General features: G+C 63.8%; 22 protein-coding genes. 10 read left to right on the top strand and 12 right to left on the bottom strand.

Annotation, left to right across the window (positions count from 1 at the left end; all coding sequences use genetic code 11):
* The first annotated feature begins 29 nt into the window (after nt 1-29).
* From A3AU_RS0121940 to A3AU_RS0121925, 3 genes are all read left to right on the top strand, one after another.
* Nucleotides 30-1,394, top strand: coding sequence for an Nramp family divalent metal transporter (locus A3AU_RS0121940; RefSeq protein ID WP_027054782.1), 1,365 nt, complete (start codon nt 30-32; stop codon nt 1,392-1,394).
* Nucleotides 1,395-2,134: 740 nt separating this feature from the next.
* Nucleotides 2,135-2,965 carry a protein-L-isoaspartate O-methyltransferase family protein gene (locus A3AU_RS0121930; RefSeq protein WP_027054780.1) on the top strand — a complete coding sequence of 277 codons (831 nt, stop codon included), beginning with the start codon at nt 2,135-2,137 and terminating at the stop codon, nt 2,963-2,965.
* Nucleotides 2,966-3,082: 117 nt separating this feature from the next.
* Nucleotides 3,083-3,733 carry a dihydrofolate reductase family protein gene (locus A3AU_RS0121925; RefSeq protein WP_027054779.1) on the top strand — a complete coding sequence of 217 codons (651 nt, stop codon included), beginning with the start codon at nt 3,083-3,085 and terminating at the stop codon, nt 3,731-3,733.
* A gap of 60 nt (nt 3,734-3,793) precedes the next feature.
* Here A3AU_RS0121925 and A3AU_RS0121920 read toward each other — a convergent pair whose 3' ends face one another.
* On the bottom strand, nt 3,794-4,672 hold the full coding sequence (locus A3AU_RS0121920) for a LysR substrate-binding domain-containing protein (protein ID WP_032917893.1): 879 nt from the start codon (nt 4,670-4,672) through the stop codon (nt 3,794-3,796).
* 87 nt (nt 4,673-4,759) lie between these two features.
* On the opposite strand from A3AU_RS0121920, the gene A3AU_RS0121915 reads away from it, so the two are divergent.
* Nucleotides 4,760-5,359: a LysE family translocator gene (locus A3AU_RS0121915; RefSeq protein WP_027054777.1), complete on the top strand. Its 600-nt coding sequence runs from the start codon at nt 4,760-4,762 to the stop codon at nt 5,357-5,359.
* A gap of 60 nt (nt 5,360-5,419) precedes the next feature.
* Here A3AU_RS0121915 and A3AU_RS0121910 read toward each other — a convergent pair whose 3' ends face one another.
* Nucleotides 5,420-6,214: an SDR family NAD(P)-dependent oxidoreductase gene (locus tag A3AU_RS0121910; protein WP_027054776.1), complete on the bottom strand. Its 795-nt coding sequence runs from the start codon at nt 6,212-6,214 to the stop codon at nt 5,420-5,422.
* Nucleotides 6,215-6,397: 183 nt separating this feature from the next.
* Between A3AU_RS0121910 and A3AU_RS0121905 the strand changes: the two genes are divergently transcribed.
* Nucleotides 6,398-6,862 (top strand): MarR family winged helix-turn-helix transcriptional regulator, encoded by a 465-nt coding sequence (locus A3AU_RS0121905; RefSeq protein WP_027054775.1) that lies wholly within the window; start codon nt 6,398-6,400, stop codon nt 6,860-6,862.
* 33 nt (nt 6,863-6,895) lie between these two features.
* Here A3AU_RS0121905 and A3AU_RS0121900 read toward each other — a convergent pair whose 3' ends face one another.
* Nucleotides 6,896-8,074, bottom strand: coding sequence for an MFS transporter (locus tag A3AU_RS0121900; protein WP_027054774.1), 1,179 nt, complete (start codon nt 8,072-8,074; stop codon nt 6,896-6,898).
* Between the two features lie 207 nt (nt 8,075-8,281).
* Here A3AU_RS0121900 and A3AU_RS0121895 point away from each other — a divergent pair, with 207 nt between their 5' ends.
* The 4 genes from A3AU_RS0121895 to carB all read left to right on the top strand — a co-directional run bounded on the left by A3AU_RS0121895 (nt 8,282) and on the right by carB (nt 14,235).
* On the top strand, nt 8,282-8,632 hold the full coding sequence (locus tag A3AU_RS0121895) for an ArsR/SmtB family transcription factor (protein ID WP_027054773.1): 351 nt from the start codon (nt 8,282-8,284) through the stop codon (nt 8,630-8,632).
* Between the two features lie 117 nt (nt 8,633-8,749).
* Nucleotides 8,750-9,508: a metallophosphoesterase family protein gene (locus A3AU_RS0121890; RefSeq protein ID WP_027054772.1), complete on the top strand. Its 759-nt coding sequence runs from the start codon at nt 8,750-8,752 to the stop codon at nt 9,506-9,508.
* Between the two features lie 149 nt (nt 9,509-9,657).
* Entirely contained in the window at nt 9,658-10,512 is an 855-nt protein-coding gene (locus A3AU_RS0121885) for an SH3 domain-containing protein (RefSeq protein ID WP_245235545.1), read from the top strand.
* A gap of 219 nt (nt 10,513-10,731) precedes the next feature.
* Entirely contained in the window at nt 10,732-14,235 is a 3,504-nt protein-coding gene (gene carB, locus A3AU_RS0121880) for a carbamoyl-phosphate synthase large subunit (protein WP_027054770.1), read from the top strand.
* 114 nt (nt 14,236-14,349) lie between these two features.
* Here the strand turns inward: carB and A3AU_RS0121875 are convergent, their stop codons facing one another.
* The 8 genes from A3AU_RS0121875 to A3AU_RS0121840 form a co-directional block, all read right to left on the bottom strand.
* Nucleotides 14,350-15,318 carry a DUF6414 family protein gene (locus A3AU_RS0121875; protein ID WP_154674634.1) on the bottom strand — a complete coding sequence of 323 codons (969 nt, stop codon included), beginning with the start codon at nt 15,316-15,318 and terminating at the stop codon, nt 14,350-14,352.
* Between the two features lie 138 nt (nt 15,319-15,456).
* Nucleotides 15,457-15,702 carry a transposase gene (locus tag A3AU_RS1000000140990; RefSeq protein ID WP_027054768.1) on the bottom strand — a complete coding sequence of 82 codons (246 nt, stop codon included), beginning with the start codon at nt 15,700-15,702 and terminating at the stop codon, nt 15,457-15,459.
* Between the two features lie 85 nt (nt 15,703-15,787).
* Nucleotides 15,788-16,180, bottom strand: a complete 393-nt coding sequence (locus A3AU_RS0121865; RefSeq protein ID WP_027054767.1) for a RidA family protein — start codon at nt 16,178-16,180, stop codon at nt 15,788-15,790.
* A 103-nt stretch (nt 16,181-16,283) separates the two neighbouring features.
* Entirely contained in the window at nt 16,284-16,676 is a 393-nt protein-coding gene (locus A3AU_RS0121860; RefSeq protein WP_027054766.1) for a Rid family hydrolase, read from the bottom strand.
* 238 nt (nt 16,677-16,914) lie between these two features.
* On the bottom strand, nt 16,915-17,379 hold the full coding sequence (locus tag A3AU_RS0121855) for a cupin domain-containing protein (RefSeq protein WP_027054765.1): 465 nt from the start codon (nt 17,377-17,379) through the stop codon (nt 16,915-16,917).
* A gap of 258 nt (nt 17,380-17,637) precedes the next feature.
* Nucleotides 17,638-18,381, bottom strand: a complete 744-nt coding sequence (locus A3AU_RS0121850; RefSeq protein WP_027054764.1) for a DUF899 family protein — start codon at nt 18,379-18,381, stop codon at nt 17,638-17,640.
* 133 nt (nt 18,382-18,514) lie between these two features.
* On the bottom strand, nt 18,515-19,003 hold the full coding sequence (locus A3AU_RS0121845; RefSeq protein ID WP_027054763.1) for a GNAT family N-acetyltransferase: 489 nt from the start codon (nt 19,001-19,003) through the stop codon (nt 18,515-18,517).
* Between the two features lie 5 nt (nt 19,004-19,008).
* Entirely contained in the window at nt 19,009-19,977 is a 969-nt protein-coding gene (locus A3AU_RS0121840; protein ID WP_027054762.1) for a lytic transglycosylase domain-containing protein, read from the bottom strand.
* A 180-nt stretch (nt 19,978-20,157) separates the two neighbouring features.
* Here A3AU_RS0121840 and A3AU_RS0121835 point away from each other — a divergent pair, with 180 nt between their 5' ends.
* The gene (locus tag A3AU_RS0121835; protein ID WP_027054761.1) at nt 20,158-20,727 is read left to right on the top strand and encodes a methylated-DNA--[protein]-cysteine S-methyltransferase; all 570 of its coding nucleotides are present in this window, start codon (nt 20,158-20,160) and stop codon (nt 20,725-20,727) included.
* 29 nt (nt 20,728-20,756) lie between these two features.
* On the opposite strand, the gene A3AU_RS0121830 is transcribed toward A3AU_RS0121835, so the two are convergent.
* Nucleotides 20,757-21,242, bottom strand: coding sequence for a nuclear transport factor 2 family protein (locus A3AU_RS0121830; RefSeq protein ID WP_032917891.1), 486 nt, complete (start codon nt 21,240-21,242; stop codon nt 20,757-20,759).
* Between the last annotated feature and the right edge of the window lie 3 nt (nt 21,243-21,245).

Below are 21,245 nucleotides of genomic sequence, written 5' to 3'. Positions count from 1 at the left end.
CCCTCCCAGGACGTCGCGGAAAGTCTTCCATGTCAGAAACAGAAGCCACAGCTCCCCGCTCCTCATGGCGGTTCGCCAGGCGGGACGAGGACGACCAGCCCAGCCTGCGCGAAGTCAATTCCACCATAGCGGTGCCGAGTTCGGGCGTGTGGTTTCGCCGGCTGTTCGCCTTCATGGGGCCGGGCTACATGGTTTCGGTCGGCTATATGGACCCCGGCAACTGGGCGACCGACCTCGCCGGCGGCGCCCAGTTCGGCTACACGCTGTTGTTCATCATAATGCTGTCCAACCTGATGGCGATCCTGCTGCAGGCGCTGTCCGCCCGGCTTGGCATCGCCACTGGCCGCGACCTCGCCCAGGCCTGCCGCGCCTATTATCCGCGCCCTGTCAATTTCGTGCTGTGGATCGCCTGCGAACTCGCCATCATCGCCTGCGATCTCGCCGAAGTCATCGGCACCGCGATCGCATTGCAGCTTCTGTTCGGCATCCCGCTGGTCGGCGGCGCCCTGCTGACGGCGCTCGACGCCTTCCTCGTGCTGCTCCTGATGAACAAGGGGTTCCGCTATCTCGAAGCCTTCGTCATCGCGCTCTTGATCATCATTTTCAGCTGTTTTGCCATCCAGATCTTCGTCGCCGCGCCGCCGGCCGGCACGATCCTGCATTCGATGTTCGTGCCGTCGGCAGAGATCGTCACCAACCCGGCGATGCTCTACATCGCCATCGGCATCATCGGCGCCACGGTCATGCCGCACAATCTCTATCTGCACTCCTCGATCGTGCAGACCCGCGCCTATGAGCGCACCGAAAAGGGCAAGCGCGACGCCATCAAATGGGCGACGATGGACTCCACCATCGCCCTGATGCTGGCCTTGTTCGTCAACGCCGCCATCCTGATCGTCTCGGCCGTCGCCTTCCACAACACCGGCCACAAGGACGTCGCCGAGATCGACCAGGCCTTCAAGCTTCTGTCACCGCTGCTCGGCCTCGGCATCGCCTCGATCCTGTTCGCCGTGGCGCTGCTGGCGTCGGGCCTCAACTCGACGGTGACCGCGACGCTCGCCGGCCAGATCATCATGGAAGGCTTCCTGCGCCTGCGCATCCCCAACTGGGCCCGCCGGCTTTTGACGCGCGGGCTCGCCATCATCCCGGTGGTCGTCGTCACCGCGCTCTACGGCGAGAAGGGCACCGGCCAGCTGCTGGTGTTCAGCCAGGTCATCCTGTCTATGCAACTGCCCTTCGCGGTGGTGCCGCTGGTACAGTTCGTCTCGGACAAGAAGAAGATGGGCAGCCTCGCCATTCCGCGCGGCGTCGCAGCCCTTGCCTGGGTGGTCGCGGCGATCATCCTCCTGCTCAACTTCAAGCTGCTCTATGACACGCTTTTCGGGGTCGGTTGAGGTTCGTGGAGATACCTCACCTGAAGCAGCAGGCCACGGCAATACTGGATACCATGAGTGCACACATCAAGCGCCCAGCCATGCCGAACTCTTACGGAACTCGTGACCATTCCGTGAATTTCCCACAGTCAAAAACGGCCCATGCTGCGCTGAATATCTGCCCAACCACAGTATCGACTTCGCGAGACCAATCACTGTAAAGCGAATCGGGAGTTGCCTTTTTGTCGTCTGCTAAATGGTCCGTGTTAAGCAGCTCGCCAGTGATCTGGCTTCTTCTTGTCATTCAGGTGCCTGACGCGAGCGACAAGAGGGGCATGACCCTTGCTTTTCGCCCAATCGATGGCCTCTCGCTGTGTCTTAGCTGTAGCAAGAACATGGTCGGCATGATCTTCTACGACATAATCGTCAATGCGTGTCCCCTCAGGGCGCCCTTTAGGCCGCGCCTCAACGTAAACGTTCGCCATGCCTTCTCTCCCCTATTATTTTTTATTGATGGATACGATATTACATAAATTAAAATCCCATACTAGTCTGTAGATAAAATATTAATTCACCCCACAATTGCCAAAGTGATAGTTGTTGATCAGAATGGAAAAGTTATGGGCTTGACCTAAACTCCAGACTTGACCGCCAGGGTTGTGGCGAGCTCGCCAACAAGGCTTAAGGCGGCCGCTCGCTGGCGGTCCAGCAGTCACGTCATCGGCGACAAACCGGCGATCCGCGCTATGTTCTCTCACGTCATGAGCAACATCGAAACCATCAGGAGATTCTACGCCCGGCTTATGGCGGCCAACGCCGCCTCATCGGATCCGCGTCTGGAGGAGGTTTTCGCCGAAGTACCGCGCGAAGCGTTTCTTGGTCCCGGGCCGTGGGCGATCATCGCCGGCGGTGGCAAGATCATCACGCCGAGCGCCGATGCCGCTCACATCTACCAGAACGTGCTGGTGGCGCTGGACGCCGACAAGGGCATCAACAATGGCGAGCCGTTCCTGCATGCCATGTGGATCGGAAAACTGGCCCCGAAACCCGGCGAGGCCGTCTCTCATATTGGCGCCGGCACCGGCTACTACACCGCCCTGCTGGCCAGGCTGGTGTCTCCCGGCGGCACCGTCACCGCCTTCGAACTCGACGGCAGGCTGGCCGAGCTGGCGCGCAAGAATCTCGAAGCCTATGGCAATGCGACTGTCGTCCATGGCGATGCTGTGACGATGCCCTTGCCGCCATCCGACATCGTCTATGTCAACGCCGGCGTCGTCGCCCCGCCGGCCGCATGGCTGAAGGCGCTGCGGCCCGGCGGCCGCATGATCTTTCCCTGGCGCCCGGCCGAGCGCGTCCCTCTGGCCGTTCTGGTGACCCGCAGCGAAAAGGGCTTTGCCTGCGATCCGTTCATGCGCGCCTGGTTCATCCCATGCTTCGGTGCCTCGGCTGCGGATCTTACAGCGAAGATCCCGACACGCGAGCTAGCCACGCGCAGCCGCTCGATCTGGCTGACGAACGACAGGCCGCCGGACCGCACCGCCACCGCCATCTTCGGCGAAGTCTGGTTCTCGTCGAAATATCTCCGCAACTGACGGATTGGTGGGCAGGCTAGTTTAAAATTTGGCGACCCCTGTCGGGATGGTCGCGGGCCGTCCGTCCTTGGGCCATGATCCGGCCGCGACGGCGTGGATGGAACAAGGGAGAGTACAATGAGAAAGATCATCGCCGCCACCTTCGTCAGCCTCGATGGCGTCATGCAGGCACCGGGCGGACCGGAAGAGGATCCGGTCGGCGGTTTCAAGTTCGGCGGCTGGACCTTCCATTACTTCGACGAGGTGGGCGGCGCGGCAATGGAGGAGCTGTTCTCCAAGCCCTTCGCCCTGCTGCTCGGCCGCAGGACCTACGACATCTTCGCCGCCTACTGGCCGTATCAGAAAGATCCGATCGGCGATGCCTTCAACCCGGCGACCAAATATGTGGCGACGCACCGGCCTGACACCCTCGCCTGGCAGAACACGCAATGGCTTGGCGAAGACATCGTCGCGGCGGTGCGCCGCCTCAGGCAGGAGGATGGACCCGACCTTTTGATCCAGGGATCGGGCAATCTGATCCAGACCTTGCTCGCCAACGGGCTGATCGACGAGATCCGGCTGATGATCTTCCCGCTGTTGCTGGGCAAGGGCAAGCGCCTGTTCGGCGATAGCGCGATGCCGGCCGCCTTCAAGCTTATCAAGTCGCAGACCTCGAGCACCGGCGTCATCATCGCGACCTACCAGCGCGCGGGCGAAATCAAGGTCGGCTCCTTTGTCACGGGCGAGCCATCTGGCGCCGAGCTCGAGCGGCGGAAGAACTGGAAGTAACAGAACTTGGGTCCCTCCCCCGCCATGGCGGGGGTGAGGAGCCCAGGTTTTGACAATCCCTCAAGCCGCAGCCGGCCGCCGCGCCAGCCCATCCCGGATAAACCTTGCGAATTCCTGCGCCGCCGGGCCGACGCCGTGCCTTGGCAAATGCAGATTGATGGCAAAATTCGGCAGCGGCGGCAGGCCGACATCGAACGGCAATATGTCGAGGTCGGCCGGCACCGTGGAAGCGAGCCAGGTGGTGACGGCAAGGTCGGAGCGCACCGTCGCCGTCGTCGCGTCGATGTTGCCGTTCTCGAACACGGTCCGCCATGCCAACCCATGCTCGTTGAGCGCCGAGAGCACCGCCGGGCGGAAGGCGCAGGTTTCGGCGACGATCGAAACGGGCAGCGGCCGCTTGGCGCGGGCCACGCCGCCCCGGGCGCCGACCCAGACCAGCCGGTCGATGGCCAGGCACTCGCCAGATGTCGGGCCGACCCGTTCCTCGATCACCGCAAGGTCGATGGTGCCGGCCGCCAGCGCTGACGACAGTTCCGGCGACGAGGCGCAGACCAGCGAAATCTCGACCTGTGGATAGGCCTCGGCATAGGCCTTCAAAACCGGCACCAGCAAGGTGCCCACCAGATCGTAGGGCACGCCGAGCCGCACCTGGCCTGCAACCGCGCTGCCTGCCATCTCGGCCCAGATCTCGTCGTTGAGGCTGAGCAGGCGCCTGGCCTTGTCGAACAGCCGCTCGCCCGCACGCGTCAGGCGCAGGCCGCGCCGGTCGCGCTCGAACAGGCTGCGGCCGAGCGTTTCCTCCAGCCTTTTGACCTGCTGGCTGACGGCGCCCTGGGTGAGGTGCAGCGCATTGGCGGCCGCCGTCATGCTCGCCTTGTCGGCGACGGTGACGAAGGTGCGCACCAATGCGGTATCGAGGTTACGGATCATGTCAGGCATTATAGATGCTAATGCACGATATCACAAACATTGCATTTACTGATGCCAGCTCAAGCCTACCATGGAGCTTCCGACAAAGGACGTCCCATGCTCCAGCCCATCCTGCCGCTCATCCTGTTTGCGTTCGTCGCCACCGCCACGCCCGGCATCGCCACGACCCTGTCCACCGCCTCTGGCGCGCAATTCGGCTTTCGCCGTTCGGTGCCACTGATGATCGGCAGCGCCGCCGGCCTCGCGACGGTGACGGGTGCGGCCGCCGCTGGGCTCGCCGGGCTGCTGCTTGCGGTGCCTTCGCTGCAACTGGCCATGAAGATCGCCGGCTCGCTCTATCTTCTGTGGCTGGCGGTCAAGATCGGCCGCGCCGGGCCGCCCAATCTCGATGTGACGATGGCCAGGCCGAACAGTTTTCTCGGCGGCGCCGGCATCCAGTGGATGAACCCCAAGGGCTGGGCGATGGGATTGGGCGCGGCGGCTTCGTTCGCGGCGCTCGCCGACGGACCGGGACAACTCGCTCTGCTGCTCGGCTCGACCTTCGGCCTCACCGCCGCCATCTCGTTGTCCATCTGGTGCGTCGCCGGCATGGTGCTGGCCCGTCTGCTCAAGACCGAATGGCAATGGCGTGCGCTCAACATCGTGCTGGCGCTGGTGCTGGCGGCGTCGATCATTCCGATGTGGCGTGGGGCTTAGAACAGACCTGGTTCCTCTCCCCCACATCGGTTGGGGGCGAGGAACTCCAGCCTTGCTAGGTCAAGCCGCGTAGCGGGCGGCCGGCTTGTCGGCGTGCAGGCTGCCGTAGAAGGCCTGGCGCGCACCAAGGAATGTATCCAGCTTGCCTGCATCGACAAGCGCCGGCACGGTGACGGCTTCGCCCTTGGCGAGACCGACAAGGGCGGCATCGACCATATCGTCGGCGGTCATGATGATCTCCTTCGGAAGCTGGTCGATATCGCCACCGGAAAGCTCCCAGAATTCGGTCCGGGTAGCACCCGGCAGCACCGCCTGCACCTTCACACCGGTGCCCGCGACCTCGCGATGCAGAGCTTCGGTGAAGTTGACGACATAGGCCTTGGTACCGCTGTAGATGCCGCCGAACGACGTGTCATAGGCGAGCACCGAGGCGATGTTGACGATGGCGCCGCGGTTGCGCGCCAGAAGCCCCGGCAGCACTGCACGGGTCAGGCGGGTGAGCGCCACGACATTGACTTTGATCATCCGCTCAGCCGCGTCGGCATCGGCCGTCGCCACCACCGGCTGGCCGCCAAGGCCGGCATTGTTGACCAGTAGCGTCACACTGTCGTCGGCTGAAATCACCCGTTCGACACGACGCACATCGTTGTCGTCGGACAGATCGGCGGCGATGAAGCTGACCTTGCGGCCGTAGGCATGGCGCAGTTTCTCGGCCAATTCCTCGAGCCGGTCGGCGCGCCGTGCCACCAGTACCAGGTCATAGCCCTGCCCTGCCAACCGGTCCGCATAGACCGCGCCTATGCCCGATGAAGCGCCGGTGACGACCGCCGTGCCCTTGTTTTCCTGTCCACTCATTGTCCTGTTCCTTCTGTTGCTGCCCGGCGAGACAGGCCGATCTTCCTCGTCCCGCCGCCTGATTTCCAATTAGTGGCATATGCCACTTTCGTGGAAGTAGGTATATGCCACTATCTTGTCAACGGAGGCGACAGAAACTATTTCTGCGGCAGGCCGGCAGCGCTTCGCCGGCGAGGAACCGTGATGACCAAGACTGCGATGCCGGGATTTAGCCCCTGCAACAATGCAACGTTGCGGCGTGCCGCGCGCAAGCTCGGCCGTTTCTATGACGATGTGATCTCGCCTTCGGGGCTGAAGGGCACGCAATACGGCCTGCTATACCAGATTTACGTCAGCAACGAGCCGGCGATGGGCACCATAGCCGAGGCGATGGTCATGGACCTGTCGGCGCTCGGCCACACGCTGAAGCCGCTGATCCGCGACGGCTATGTCGAAGCCTTCGCCGACAAGGACGATCGCCGCGTCAAGCGGGTGCGGCTGACACGCCAGGGCCTCGCCAAGCTCGACGAGGCAACGAAATTGTGGAGCATTGCCCAGCAGCGCTTCGAGGCCATGGTCGGCAAGCAACGGGCTGCCGATCTGCGCGCCATGCTGGATGAAGTCGCCGCGCTGGACTATGAGGCACCGGCGGCCGCTCTTCCAGGCTGAAGGGGCGGCCGCCAGTCCGATCCGCGAAACGTTCTATTCGGCCGGCATCGCCACCGGCCGCGCCAGCATCCGCCCAGCCAGCACGATGCCAAGCCCGACGATCGGGAAGGCAGCCGCGATCAGCCCGAGATCGGCCGGCGCGCCGTAGCGCAGCACCCCGCCGCCGACCACGGCACCCAGCGCCACGCCGAGGTAAAGTGCCGAACCGTTGAGCGACAGAACGATCGGCGCGGCATCCGGCGCTATTTTGATGATGCGGCTGGCCTGCGCCGGCGGGAACGCCCAGCCGACAATGCCCCACGGCACCATCATCGCCATCAGCGCCGGCCCGGCAATGTGCGGCGGCAGGAAGGTCGGCACGACCGACAGCATCACCAGCATCGCCGCGCTCAGCGCCAGCGACCAGCCGACGGTGCGGGTGGCGCCGAACCGGTCCGCCGCCTGGCCGCCGGCAATGTTGCCGATAACGGCGCCGACGCCGAAGGCGAGCAGCATGCCGGGCAACGCGATCTGGCTGAGCCCGGCGCCCTCGATGGCAAGCGGCGCGACATAGGCAAAGACGGTGAAGGCGCCGGTCAGCGCCAGCAACGTGGTCAACAGGATGGGCATGACGCCGGGACGCATGGCCGCGGCAAGCCGGCGCTTCAGCGGCAGCCGGGTGCCGACGATGCCGCGCGGCAGCCGGTACCACAGGATCGCGCCGGCGAGCGCGCCGAGCCCGGCAATGGCATAGAAGGTGCCGCGCCAGCCGGCGAAGGCCGCGACCAGCGCGCCAAGCGGCGCCCCGACGGCGACGGCAACCGTGGTGCCGCCGACCACGACGGCGATGGCACGCGCCCGGTGATGGTCATCGACCAGCGCCACCGCCGTGCCCTGCGCGGTCGCGGCGAACAGGCCCGACGACAGCGCCATGATGATGCGCGCGATCAACAGCACTTCGAAGGACGAGCTGAGCGCGGCGGCAATGTTGCCGACAACGAAGAACACCAGCGTCCACAGGATGACGCGGCGCCGGTCCCATTCGCCGGTCAGCGTCGCCAGGATCGGCGTGCCGATCGCATAGGCGAGCGCGAAAGCCGTGATCAGCGATCCGGCGAGAGGAATGGAAATGCCGGCATCCCTGGCGATGTCGGGCAGAAGGCTGGAGATGACGAAGCCTTCGGTCGAGATCGCGAACGATCCGAGCGCAAGCCAGAATATCCGCTTGTCCATGGCAGCTGTCCTTAGTTCAAAAGTTATTGAACAATTGGACATAACATGGCATGATGTCAATGAAGCCAGGGGAAAATAGCTGAACCTTCCTGACAGCCCTGTGTCAGCACGGTCGTTCGCTACGGATCGAAATGGGAGGAACAGCGTGTACGGGCAGGCGAGGACGGATGCGTTGAAATCGGCGCGAACTGTGCTTAGGTTCCAGCCATGACGCTACCTCATCCCAATACGGACCAGATCAGCCTGCCGATCGTGCTCGGCGTGCTTGGCGACCCGACGCGGCTCGCCATCGTCCGCTACCTTGCCAGCAAGGAAGGCGTGCCGCTGAACTGCAGCCAGTTCCTCGATCTCGGCTCCAAGACCAATCTCAGCTATCACCTTGCCAAACTGCGCGAGGCCGGTGTCACCCGCGCCGAAGTGGTCGGCACCAATCGCATGATCACGCTGCGCCGCGCCGACCTCGACGCTCGCTTCCCCGGCCTGCTCGACAGCGTCATCGCGGCGGCGGTGGAAGACCTGCCGGCGGTCGGCGGCCATGACATCGAAGTATCGGCCTGAGTCACACCTGGCGTTAACCGGCCAAGGCAAGGAAGCTCCCATTGCGGCCGCTTCGCCACCACCTCCCCCTGCTCCGCGAAGGACAGGAAACGCCGCCTCACCACCGGAGCCTCGACCATGCGTATTGCCGTCCTCGCCGATATCCACGGCAACGTCCTGGCCCTTGACGCCGTGCTCGACGACCTGGCGCGGCGCGGCGGCGCTGAGCTGACAGTCAATCTCGGCGACAGCGTTTCCGGCCCGCTCTGGCCGCGCGAGACGTTTGCGCGGCTTGAAGCGCTGAACCTGCCGACGGTGCGCGGCAATCATGACCGCCGCGTCGCCGCCGATCCGGCCGACGAGACCATGTGGGCGTCCGACGTCTATGCGCAGGAGCGGCTGACCGAAGCGCAGCGCGCGGTGCTTTTCGCACAGCCGCTTACCCTGGAGATCGCGCCAGGTATCGTCGCTTTCCACGCCCGCCCCGACCATGACGAGAAATATCTCACCGACGCGGTGGTCGACGGCCAGCTGGTGCGCGCGCCGCTGGCGGCGGTCCGGCGGCGGCTGAAGGCGCTCGGCCCGGCCTGCCGCATCGCGCTGTGCGGCCACAGCCACCGCGCGGAACTGGTTCGCGTTCCCGATGGTCCCGTCATCTTCAACCCGGGCAGCATCGGCTGCCCCGCCTATGATGACGACACGCCGCCGGCGCATATCTCCGAGCAGGGCTCGCCGCATGCCCGCTACGGCATTGTCACCTTGGATGGCGAAGGCCGGCCCGACCGTTTCGAGACGATTGCCGTCGACTACGACCACGAGGCGGCGGCGCGGCAGGCCGAACAGGCGGGACGCCCGGAATGGGCCCACGCGCTCAGGACTGGTTTCATGCCAGGCTGAATGCACTTGCATTCATGCCAAGCTGAGCGTCCCGAATTCGGACGCAAAGCCGCGAGAACATCTCGCTTGTAGACATGGCGGCGCACCGTCACTTATAAAACCGGCTTCGCGTGCGGCAGCGTTTTCGGGTTCTGGCGGTGCCTTTGGTAATGCAATTGATCGCCGACAGCCAAGTGATGAGGCGCCGGATTACGCTGCGGACAACGCTCTTCGCGCTGATGGCCGCCACACCCTCGCTGCTGACAGTGCTTGCGACCGCTGTTCCGGCTTACGCCGAAGACACGCCGTTCATCTCCATCGTCACCGGGCTGGCCCCCGACGATCTCCTCAACATCCGTGCCAAGCCATCGCCGATCGGCAAGACCGAGACCCGTCTGGCCGCCGGTGCAAGCGTCAGGAACCTCGGTTGCAACGACATTAACGGGCACCCCTGGTGCAAGGTCGAGTCGGACAACCCCAAGGCCACCGGCTGGGCGCCCGCGCGCTACCTCGTTCCCGTCAATCCGGCTGTTGTGACGGACGCGGGCACCGAAACATCAGGCGATGACGCGGCCGCACTGCCCGACCTGACCAAGCGCCTGGGCGAGGCGGATCAGGCGGTCGATGCCGAAGCCGGGCCGAAATCCACCGATGCAATCGCCAGGACGGCCATCGAGGATGCCTACCGCCTGGCATTCGCGGCCAATGACAATCCCGACTCGGCATCCGCCCCCGACGCTGCCGGCGGCATTCCCTGCGCGCGCGATGTCGGCCAGCCGATGACCCGCTGCGCGGTCAGCGTCGCGCACAAAGACAGTGACAGCACAGTGACCGTGACCTGGCCGGATGGCGGCACGCGCGTCATCACCTTCCATGGCGGCAAGCCGGCGGGCTCGGACTCATCGGACGAGTTCCGCTTCACCCGCGAAGGCACGCTCAACCTGATCCGTGTCGGGGTTTCCGAACGCTTCGAGATCACGGACACGGTAGCGTTTGGAGATCAGGCAGTGGGCAGTAGGCAGTAGGGAATGGGCAACAGGGGAGATCATGCTCGTTGTTCCCCTATGTTCTCCTAATCCCTACTGCCTAATCGCTACTGCCTACCCTCATTTTCGGGGTTACATCTGCCAAAACTCTTCCCTATAAGGCCCTCCTAGCCTGATACCAGAATCGCGAGCACAACCGGCCGGGTCTTCCCGTCCCGGTTTTTTGTGCAAGCCGCCCGCCGAAACGGAATTTTCGCCATGCCAAGACGCACTGACATCAAGTCGATCCTGATCATCGGGGCCGGCCCCATCGTCATCGGCCAGGCCTGCGAATTCGACTATTCCGGCACCCAGGCCTGCAAGGCGCTGAAGGAAGAGGGTTTTCGCGTCATCCTGGTCAATTCCAACCCGGCCACCATCATGACCGACCCGGAACTGGCCGACGCCACCTATATCGAGCCGATCACGCCTGAGGTGGTCGCCAAGATCATCGCAAAGGAGCGGCCCGACGCGCTGCTGCCGACCATGGGCGGCCAGACCGCGCTCAACACCGCGCTGTCGCTGCGCCGCATGGGCGTTCTGGAGCGCTATAATGTCGAGATGATCGGCGCCGACGCGCATGCCATCGACAAGGCCGAGGACCGCGCGCTGTTCCGCGAGGCGATGAGCAAGATCGGGCTGGAAACGCCGAAGTCGATGCTGGCCAACGCCACCGACGTCAAGAACGCCGATCGCAAGACGCACGAAGCCGAGCGCGCGGCGCTGAAGGCCGAAAAGCCCGAGAATCTCGACGCCGAGCTGGATGCGCTGGAAACCCGCTGGAACCTCGGCGAAGGCGACCGCAAGCAGCGCTACATCAGCCACGGTATGGCGATCGCCGCCCAGGCGCTCGACCATGTCGGCCTGCCCGCCATCATCCGCCCCTCCTTCACCATGGGCGGCACCGGCGGCGGCATCGCCTACAACCGGGCCGAATTCTACGACATCGTCCAGTCCGGCCTCGATGCCTCGCCGACCACCGAAGTGCTGATCGAGGAAAGCGTGCTCGGCTGGAAGGAATACGAGATGGAGGTCGTCCGCGACAAGGCGGACAATTGCATCATCGTCTGCTCGATCGAGAACATCGACCCGATGGGCGTGCACACCGGCGATTCCATCACCGTCGCCCCGGCGCTGACCCTCACCGACAAAGAATACCAGATGATGCGCAACGCCTCGCTGGCGGTGCTGCGCGAGATTGGCGTCGAGACCGGCGGCTCCAACGTGCAGTTCGCGGTCAACCCGGCCGATGGCCGCCTCGTCGTCATCGAGATGAACCCGCGCGTCTCGCGCTCGTCGGCGCTGGCCTCGAAGGCCACCGGCTTCCCGATCGCCAAGATCGCGGCCAAGCTTGCCGTCGGCTACACGCTGGACGAGCTGGAGAACGACATCACCGGCGGCGCCACGCCCGCCTCGTTCGAGCCGTCGATCGACTACGTCGTGACAAAAATCCCGCGCTTTGCCTTCGAGAAATTCCCCGGCGCCGAGCCGGTGCTGACCACCGCCATGAAGTCGGTCGGCGAAGTCATGGCCATCGGCCGCACCTTCCAGGAGTCCTTGCAGAAGGCGCTGCGCGGTCTCGAAACCGGTCTCACCGGCCTCGACGAGATCGAGATCCCCGGCCTCGGCCATGGGGCGACAGTTGCCAACCATGCCGACGACCGCAACGCCATCCGCGCCGCGCTCGGCACGCCGACGCCCGACCGGCTGCGCATGGTGGCGCAGGCGATCCGCATGGGCACGTCGCTGGAAGATGTGCACGCCATGTGCAAGATCGACCCGTGGTTCCTCGAGCAGATATCAGGCATCCTCGCCATGGAAGCCCGCATCCGCGAGCACGGCATTCCGCAGGACGCCGTCAATCTGCGCATGCTGAAGGCGATGGGTTTCTCCGACGCCCGCCTCGCCTCGTTGACGAAGACCGACGCCGAAGTGATTCAGAAGATTCGCGAAAAGCTCGACGTTCATCCAGTTTATAAGCGCATCGACACTTGCGCCGCCGAGTTCGCCTCGCCGACCGCCTACATGTACTCGACTTATGAAGTGCCGTTCGCAGGCGCGCTCGCCAACGAGGCGCAGGTCTCGTCGCGCAAGAAGGTCGTCATCCTCGGCGGCGGCCCGAACCGCATCGGCCAGGGCATCGAGTTCGACTATTGCTGCTGCCATGCCGCCTTCGCGCTGCGCGACGCCGGCTATGAAGCGATCATGATCAACTGCAACCCGGAGACGGTCTCGACCGACTACGACACTTCGGACCGGCTCTATTTCGATCCGCTGACGGCGGAGGACGTGCTGGAGATCCTGCGCGCCGAGCAGGCGTCCGGCGAACTGGTCGGCGTCATCGTCCAGTTCGGCGGCCAGACGCCGCTGAAGCTGGCGGACGCGCTGGAGAAGGCCGGCATCCCGATCCTCGGCACCTCGCCCGACATGATCGACCTCGCCGAGGATCGCGACCGCTTCCAGAAGCTCTTGCACAAGCTCAACCTCAGCCAGCCGAAGAACGGCATCGCCTATTCGGTCGAGCAGGCCCGCACCGTCGCCGGCGAGCTCGGCTTCCCGCTGGTGGTGCGCCCGTCCTATGTGCTGGGCGGCCGCGCCATGCAGATCATCCATGACGAGAGCATGCTGCAGAGCTACCTGCTCGACACCGTGCCCGGCCTTGTGCCGGAGGACATCAAGCAGAAATACCCCAACGACAAGACCGGCCAGATCAACACGCTGCTCGGCAAGAACCCGCTGCTGTTCGACACCTACCTCAGTGGCGCCATCGAGGTCGACGTCGACTGCCTCTGCGACGGCAAGGCGACCTTCGTCTCGGGCATTCTCGAACACATCGAGGAAGCCGGCATCCATTCGGGCGACTCGGCCTGCTCGCTGCCGGTGCACTCGCTGCCTTCGGAACTGGTCGATGAGCTCGAACGCCAGACATCGGCCCTTGCCCGCGCGCTCAATGTCGGCGGCCTGATGAACGTGCAGTATGCGATCAAGGACGGCACGGTCTATGTGCTGGAGGTCAACCCGCGCGCGTCCCGCACCGTGCCTTTCGTCGCCAAGACTGTCGGCCGCCCCATCGCCAAGATCGCCGCCCGCATCATGGCCGGCGAGACGCTGGAAGACGCCTTCGCCCATTACGGCGCCATGCCCGACCCCAGAAACCCCGGCCATATCGCCGTCAAGGAAGCCGTCTTCCCCTTCGCCCGCTTCCCCGGCGTCGACATATTGCTCGGCCCGGAAATGCGCTCGACCGGCGAGGTCATGGGCCTCGACCGCGATTTCGCCCTGGCCTTCGCGAAGAGCCAGCTCGGCGCGGGCGTTGACCTGCCCCGCTCCGGCACCCTGTTCGTCTCGGTGCGCGACGAGGACAAGAAAGGCATCCTGCCGGCGGTGAAGCGCCTGGCCGGCCTCGGCTTCAAGGTACTGGCAACCTCCGGCACCGCCCGCTTCCTCGCCGAAAACGGCGTCGACGCCCAGAAGATCAACAAGGTGCTCGAAGGCCGCCCCCACATCGAAGACGCCATCCGCAACCGGCAGGTTCAGATCGTGTTCAATACGACCGATGGACAGAAGGCGGTGTCGGATTCGAAGTCGCTACGCAGGGCGACGCTGATGCAGAAGGTGCCGTATTACACGACGCTGTCGGGTGCGGCGGCTGTGGCGGAAGCGATCGCGGCGCTGAAGGCGGGGAGCCTGGAGGTCAGGCCTCTGCAGGAGTATTTTGCTTAGGGTGATTGGCTTTCTTCTCCCCGTTCAACGGGGAGAAGGTGCCGGCAGGCGGATGAGGGGCAGCGCCCGCTCATAAGAGGAACCACCTCGTTGTGGGACCTATATGGGTATGACCTAGCGGGCGATTTCGCGGAATAGAAGTAGGGGCGTAACGCCGAACGAATCGGTAGGACGTCCAAGCAAGGTTCTGACTGCAGGGACCAACCCTCCCGCCATACTTTGAGTGAGAAAACTGAGTTTTGTTCCCGCAAGCATTTGTTCGATTGCAGCCATACCCGGAATCGTTTCTTGATCCGGCATCGCATCCAATACCCCGACGATATTCCATGTTCCTGCTATGGTAAGGCCGTGCTTCAAAAACAGGTTGGTGGCCGATATCGTCATATTCTTCTCGGCGAGATTAAACCACACGGACAAATTGCCATCACTTGAGCTGACAGCGGCCTGTGTAGTGTGAGGCAAAACAGTCAGCATTTCGATTGCAAGCTCTGCCTCGGACGGCGCGCTTTGTTGTTTCGCAATCTTAGCGGCTTCGGCGGCCCGCTTCCCGTGGCGATTCAGCGATGCATTGCTCGGCTCTAAGGCCGGAGCACTAGCCCCCTTCAGAATTGCCTTCTTGACGGTAGGCAAATCCCACATGCCGCGCAAAACCCCTAGATCAAAGACGGCAAGGTTGCCGGACGAAAGGACGATTTGCCCAATCCGAGCAGTTTTGATGTCTCGATGGAGCAAGTTACGCTCATTAAGATAGTCGAGAAAATCGCGCGCGTTGGCCCAAAGAGGATCATAAACTAGGTCGCTGCTCTCAGAACCAATCTCACTAGGTCCTCGCTCAAAGCTAACCTCGCCTGTGCCGCCGGTTCCAGCATAGGAAGCCCCGCCGCCAAGCTTGACGGAAAAACCCCGCTTGGTGCCCTTTGCGACGCTCTCGTGCTGGGTGACTTCCTGTAGATGACCGGAGGGGTCGAACTGCGCTAGAAATGAGCCTACGCGCTGGGTATCGAAATAGAGAAAATCATAGACTGAATCGTCCTTTTGACCGTCTCGCCCCCCGTCGGATGCTTTCTCGTCGTTCTTCGACATAGCGTTTTGTCTCCCCCTCTTCACGCTTTGTCTTTTCAATCTCGGATTCTATTTCTTTCGGGTCAACTCCGAATAATCGTTCAAGCACTTTCCCGAAGGGCACGCCTTCGAGGCCAGTTGATCGTTTCAGCTTCTTGCTCATGCAATTAGCTCCCTGTACATGAGACGGCCTTGGCTCTGACCAAGCAGCGCGTTCATGCGCGTTCCGTTCCCAATTTCGCAATGATTGTAGCGCCACGTCATCTCGGAAAGATAGTTGCCTAGATGCTTGTGTGAAATCCGGTGATCGACACGGTAAATCTGACCCTTGATATGCGACCAGGCGCCCTCGATTGAGTTGGTGTGGAAATAGTCGGCGAATGCGGAAGGCGCAGAACTCACCATTGCGCTCCAATGCGCCGAACACTAATTCTTTCCCGACCGCGCCACGAAGGCCTTCTGTCGCTTGCTTTCGTGCGGCGGTGGCAAATCACCCCACCGCCACGCACTCAATCTCGATGTCGAACTCCATCGGCCAGGACGCCACCGGCACGAACGTCCGCGATGGTGCGTTTTCGGGGAAATACCTGGCATAGACCCGGTTGATCGCGCCGTAGAAGCCGGAATTGACGGCGTAGATGCGCACCATCACCACATTGTCCAGCGAAGTGCCGGCGGCTTCCAGGCAATGTCGCAGCGCCTTCAGCGACGCTTCGGTCTGCGCCTCGATGTCGCCCTTGACCAGTCTGCCGGTCGCAATATCGAGCGGCGGCGTGCCGGAGACGAAGACCAGCCCGGCAGCCTTGGTCACCAGCGATAACGGCACGCCGAGCGCGCGCACCGCAGCCGACAACACCGGCACTTCGACGATTTCCTTGTTCATGACGATCTCCCATGGTCTGCAGGGAGATTATCGCGCTACCGGACGAACGCCAGCGCCGTCTTTCCCTTCTCCCCCTTGTGGAAGAGGTGGAGCCAAACCCTCCTCACGCCACCGCCACGCATTCGATCTCGATGTCAAACTCCATCGGCCACGACGCCACCGGCACGAAACTCCTCGCCGGCGGGTTCGTGCTGAAATACCGCGCATAGACCCGGTTGATGGCGTTGTAGAACCCCGAATTGACGGCGTAGATGCGCACCATCACCACGTTTTCCAGCGAGGTGCCGGCCGCTTCCAGGCAATGCTTCAGCGCCTTCAGTGACGCCTCGGTCTGCGTTTCGATGTCGCCGCGCACCATCTCGCCGGTCACCATGTCGACCGGCGGCGTCGCCGAGATGAAGACGAAACCGTTGGCCTTCACCGCCGTCGAACAGGGCAGGCCGAGCGCCCGCACCTTGGCCGACATGACGGGCACTTCGATGACTTCTTTTTTCACGGTGACGCTCCCTTTTTGGCAAGGTTAGCGCCAGGCCCCCTCACCCAGCCTCCGCTTCGCTCGGCTGACCTCTCCCCGAGGGGAGAGGAGACTGCGAGCGCCAGCGCTTCCCTCTTCTCCCCTCGGGGAGAAGGTGGCCGCGAAGCAGTCGGATGAGGGGGCCTTGGCGCCAACCTTTGATTGCCGGGAGCTTATCCCGACGCTGGCAGAACGCCAGCGCCGACGCATGGTCCAGCCCTCACCCCTGCCCCGGATAAGGCGTGCCGCCCTTGTGCAAAAACCGCCCATCCGAACTGGGGCTCATCAGGTCGATGTCGGAGCAGGTGATGACATCGTCCATGTTGCGCGAGCCGACTTCGAGGTAGCGGGCTGTAACCGACGACCGATTGATCATGTGGTGACCGTTGCCGCTGTTCTTGGCAAAGGTCGCGCAGTCCCCGGCCTTGAGCAGCGTCTCGCCGCCATCCTCGACCAGCGTCAACTCGCCTTCCAGCACATAGACGAATTCGTCCTCATGGCTGTGCCAGTGGCGCTGGCTCGACCAGCCACCGGGCGGGAGTGTCATCAGATTGACGCCGAAATCGGTGAGCCCGCCGGCGTCCCCCAGGCGACGGCGCGTGCGGGCGGCGCAAGGGGCGTCGAAAGGCGCGGGATAGCCGGAGCCTCGGCGCGCGGGGACGGATAGCAGGTCGATCTTGGGCATGGGGTGCTTCCCTGGATGGATCGTTGCACTGTAGCAGAGGTGTTCGTGCTCTACGGCGCCCCCCTCTATCCTGCCGGACATCTCCCCCACAGGTGGGGAGATTAGCAGTTTTCGCGCCGGCTCCTTTCTTGCAAAGTTGAAAATTGGCGATGGCGAAAATAACGGCCTATCTCCCCCCTAGTGGGGGAGATGTCCGGCAGGACAGAGGGGGGCGCCGTAGAGCGCAAAAAGCGATAAGGTAGCGTCTTGCCTTCCCCCTCAACGGCAACACCCTTCCCCATATTGCAGCTGTTCGTACCAGTCCGGCCGGCCCTGCGGCGTGAAATCCATGAGGTTCCACAGGGTCTCGCAGGTGCCGATGGCGCGCGGGTCCTGGCCTGGGTCGGTTGGCGCGAAGCCAAGCTCGGACGACCAGAAATGCCTGATCCCGTCGCCATCGCGATGGAACACCGACAGCAGCGGCAACTGGGCGCCGGCGGCGTCCTCGGAATTATAGTCGCGCTTGAAACTGTTGGCGGCGGACGACACCAGCCGCATGTTCTTCCAGCCACGGTCGCGGCCGAGCGTCACCAGGTTCTCCAGCGCGGTTTTCGCCACCACGGCGAAATTGAAGCCGGCCGCCTGGAGATGGCCGACGGCGCCGTCGAACTGGTCGAGCAGCGCCGTGCAGGACGGGCATGGCTGGTCTGGCCGGGCGAGCTTCGCCGTGCCGCCGCTCGCCGCCACGTCGCGCGTTTCCTGCGGATGGCGCGGGAACATCATCTGGTAGAGGATCAGGCTGTCCTTGCCGGGCGCGAACAGCTCCGACAGTTTTGTCTTCGCCGGCTTGCCGTCGGCATCAAGCGCATCGAAGACGTAGTCCTGGCGGATCAACCCGCCCGGCGGCAGGGCGCGACGCGCTTCGGCCACCGCTTCCATGGCGCGGCGCAGTTCGATTTCCTTCTTCAGCAGTTTTTCGCGTGCGGTGCGGTATCTGGCGGATTCGTTGGGAAAGGTGATCATGGTCGGCTCCCATGGGTCGGCGCCGGCGTCCCGGCGCGGTTGCTCTGCGACCCAAGGACGGCCCGGCACGATCGGTTCCGACATTTTTGCGAACAGCGCCGGGCGATTGCTTGCCAACGCGCCGGATATCTGATCAGCCCGCCCAGTCCACCTCGAACATGCCGAGCCGTTGGTAGAGCCTGACGGCGGCGGGATTCCCGACGGTATTGGTCTTCAGGTCGACACGGTCAGCGCCCCGTTCACGAAAACAGGCGAAAGCGTGCCACATCAGCGCTTCGCCGACGCCTTGGCCGCGCGCCTCGGGATGAACGGCGAGATCCTTGACGAAGGCCGAATTCCAGCACAGCGCCGCCGCCGCCAGCCGGCCCTTGGCGTCGATGACCAGGAAGCACAGCGCCGGGTCGAACTCCGGATCGCCTGATATGCGCGGCCACCATTGGTCGAACGGACCGTCGGTGCCGTCGTCGAACACCTCGCTCAGCAGCGCATGCAGAGGCGCTGCATCGCCGGGTTCGAAAGTGCGCATGGCAAAACCGTCCGGCCAGTGCGGTGCAATCAGCGTCTCATCGAGGATCTTGCGCAGCCGGATGTCGTTCGGGGCCGGCGGGCGCGGTTGCGGCATCGCGCTCAGGCGTCGGGCTGCAGGCGGTGCCGCTTGCGGTCGACGCCGAGGCCGGTCGCCTCCAGCAGGCCCTTGCGCTTGGCGTCGAAATAATAGCCGGTCTGGTAGAGCCAGTCGGCCTTCTTGGCGTTGCCGTCGGCCACCAGCCAGGCGCCACGCAGATATTTGACCGCGTATTTGAGGTTGGTCTCGGCGTCGAACAGGCCCTTGGCCGGCCCGTCATAGCCCATGCCGCGCGCCGTCGCGTGCTTGATCTGCATCAGCCCCCAATGGCCATTGTTGTAGGCCTTGGGATTGAAGGTGCTCTCGCGGTTGACGACATGGCGCACTAGGTCGACAGGCACCTGGTAGAGGGCAGCGTATTTGACGATCAGCTTGTCGACATCGCCCCGCACGCCCGTGTGCTCTTCCGTGGCGGCCGGATCAATCGGCGCCGACGGGAACTGCACCAGTGCCGCCGGGTTCTGCGGCACGACATAGGCCACTTGCTGCACGCCAGGCAATTTCTGGCCAGCCTTGGCGACCGCCGGCGCGATGAGCCCGGCGGTCTTATAGGTTTCGGCCGACTGGATCACCGGCAGGCCTGCCTTGACCGGCTGGGCCGCCTTGGCCGGCGGCGGCGCCTGCCAGGCACTGGGGCTAGCGATCATGATGGCGGGTGCGGCCGGCGCCGTAGGCGTTGCGCCGGCAAAGGCCGCGGTCGCGGCGGCAGGCTGCGCGGCGGCATCCAGCGTCGGCGGGGTTGTCGCTCCAGGCGTCAACTCGGCGGTCTGGACCGGCGCAATGCCGGAAGATTGCGGCAGCACCGAAACCGTCTCCGGCAGCGGAATGGTGAAGCCGGCATCGCTGCCGGCAACGGTCGCTGTTTCGGTCAGGGACGGCGCGGCTTTCATCTGCGAGGTCGAGGTGCAGCCGCTCATTGCTGCTGCCGCCACGATCACGCCGATCGCGATAAGGGTTTGTTTTGCTGGCAAGCCGCGCTCGGGTCCGGTTCGTCTGGTGTTAAGAAATCCCTTACACCAGCGATTCAGGGCGGGCAATCGGGGCCGTCTGGTGGTTTTCGGGTGGCGAGACTCGGGCCGAACTGCCATATTGTTCCTGATATGTACCGGCAGGAATCCCGGATTTCGCCGCTTTGCGGAAGGGAGCGCATCATGGAAACGACAACTTCGATCACAGCTGGCCACGCAGTGTTAGAAACAGTGATCGGTTTCATGGGCATCGCCTGGAGCGAAAAGGGCCTGATCCGGCTCTGCCTGCCCGAACGCAGCCGCGAAGCCGTGGAGCGGCGGCTAATGCGCCATGCCGGCGTTTCCGCCTCCACCAAGCAACCGCCATGGGTGGTCGAGCTGGTCGCCTCGATCAAGGCTTACGCCGCGGGCGAGGATGTCGATTTCACCAATGTGCCGGTCGATCTCGACGGCATCGACGATTTCCGCCTCGCCATCTACGACGCGGCGCGCAAACTCAGCTATGGGCAAACCACCACCTATGGCGAACTCGCCAAGCGCGCCGGCCATGCCGGCCTGCCGCGCGAAACCGGTGCCGCCCTTGGCGCCAATCCGGTACCGCTGGTCATCCCGTGCCACCGCATCCTTGCCGCCGGCGGCAAGATCGGCGGCTTCTCGGCGCCCGGCGGCTCCGTCACCAAGGAAAAGATGCTGGCCATGGAAGGCGTGCGCGTCGGCCCGCCGCCGCCGGCGCAGGTCTCGTTCGGATTCTGACCCCTGCCGGCGCGGCCAAACGGCCCGGCTCAGTACATGGGTCGCTTATTGGTTGGGTTGGCTGGCACGGGCTGCATCACGTCCCAATGCTCGGCGATCTTGCCATTTTCAACGCGGAAGATATCCACGATGACGGTTTCCGGCGATTGGCCCTGCTTCGGCTGAACGACCTCGGTCATGACGAGGTCGCCTTCGGCTATCACCCGCTTGAAGTCGACCTTCTGTTTTGGCCAATGAGCGACACCCAGGCTTTCGAGCAGCTGTTTGACCGAGTCGCGACCGTCCGTCATCGTCGGATTGTGCTGGATATAGTTTTGCGCCCAGTAACGATCGAGCGCGGTAAGGTCGTGATCGCCGAACAGCGCCTGATAGGCCTTCAGGACGAGCGCCTTGTTATTTTGCGTCAGCTCATGCTGTTGCACCGCCTCCTTGGCTGGCTTGGCGGTTCCCGCATGTGCGACCGTGGTGAGGGCCACGGCGGCGAAAGCGGCCGCCGCGAAGGATTTGAGTAACATCGA

The sequence above is a fragment of the Mesorhizobium erdmanii USDA 3471 genome, from assembly GCF_000472705.1.
Taxonomy (GTDB): domain Bacteria; phylum Pseudomonadota; class Alphaproteobacteria; order Rhizobiales; family Rhizobiaceae; genus Mesorhizobium; species Mesorhizobium erdmanii.
This window is presented reverse-complemented; position numbering and strand designations above follow the sequence as displayed.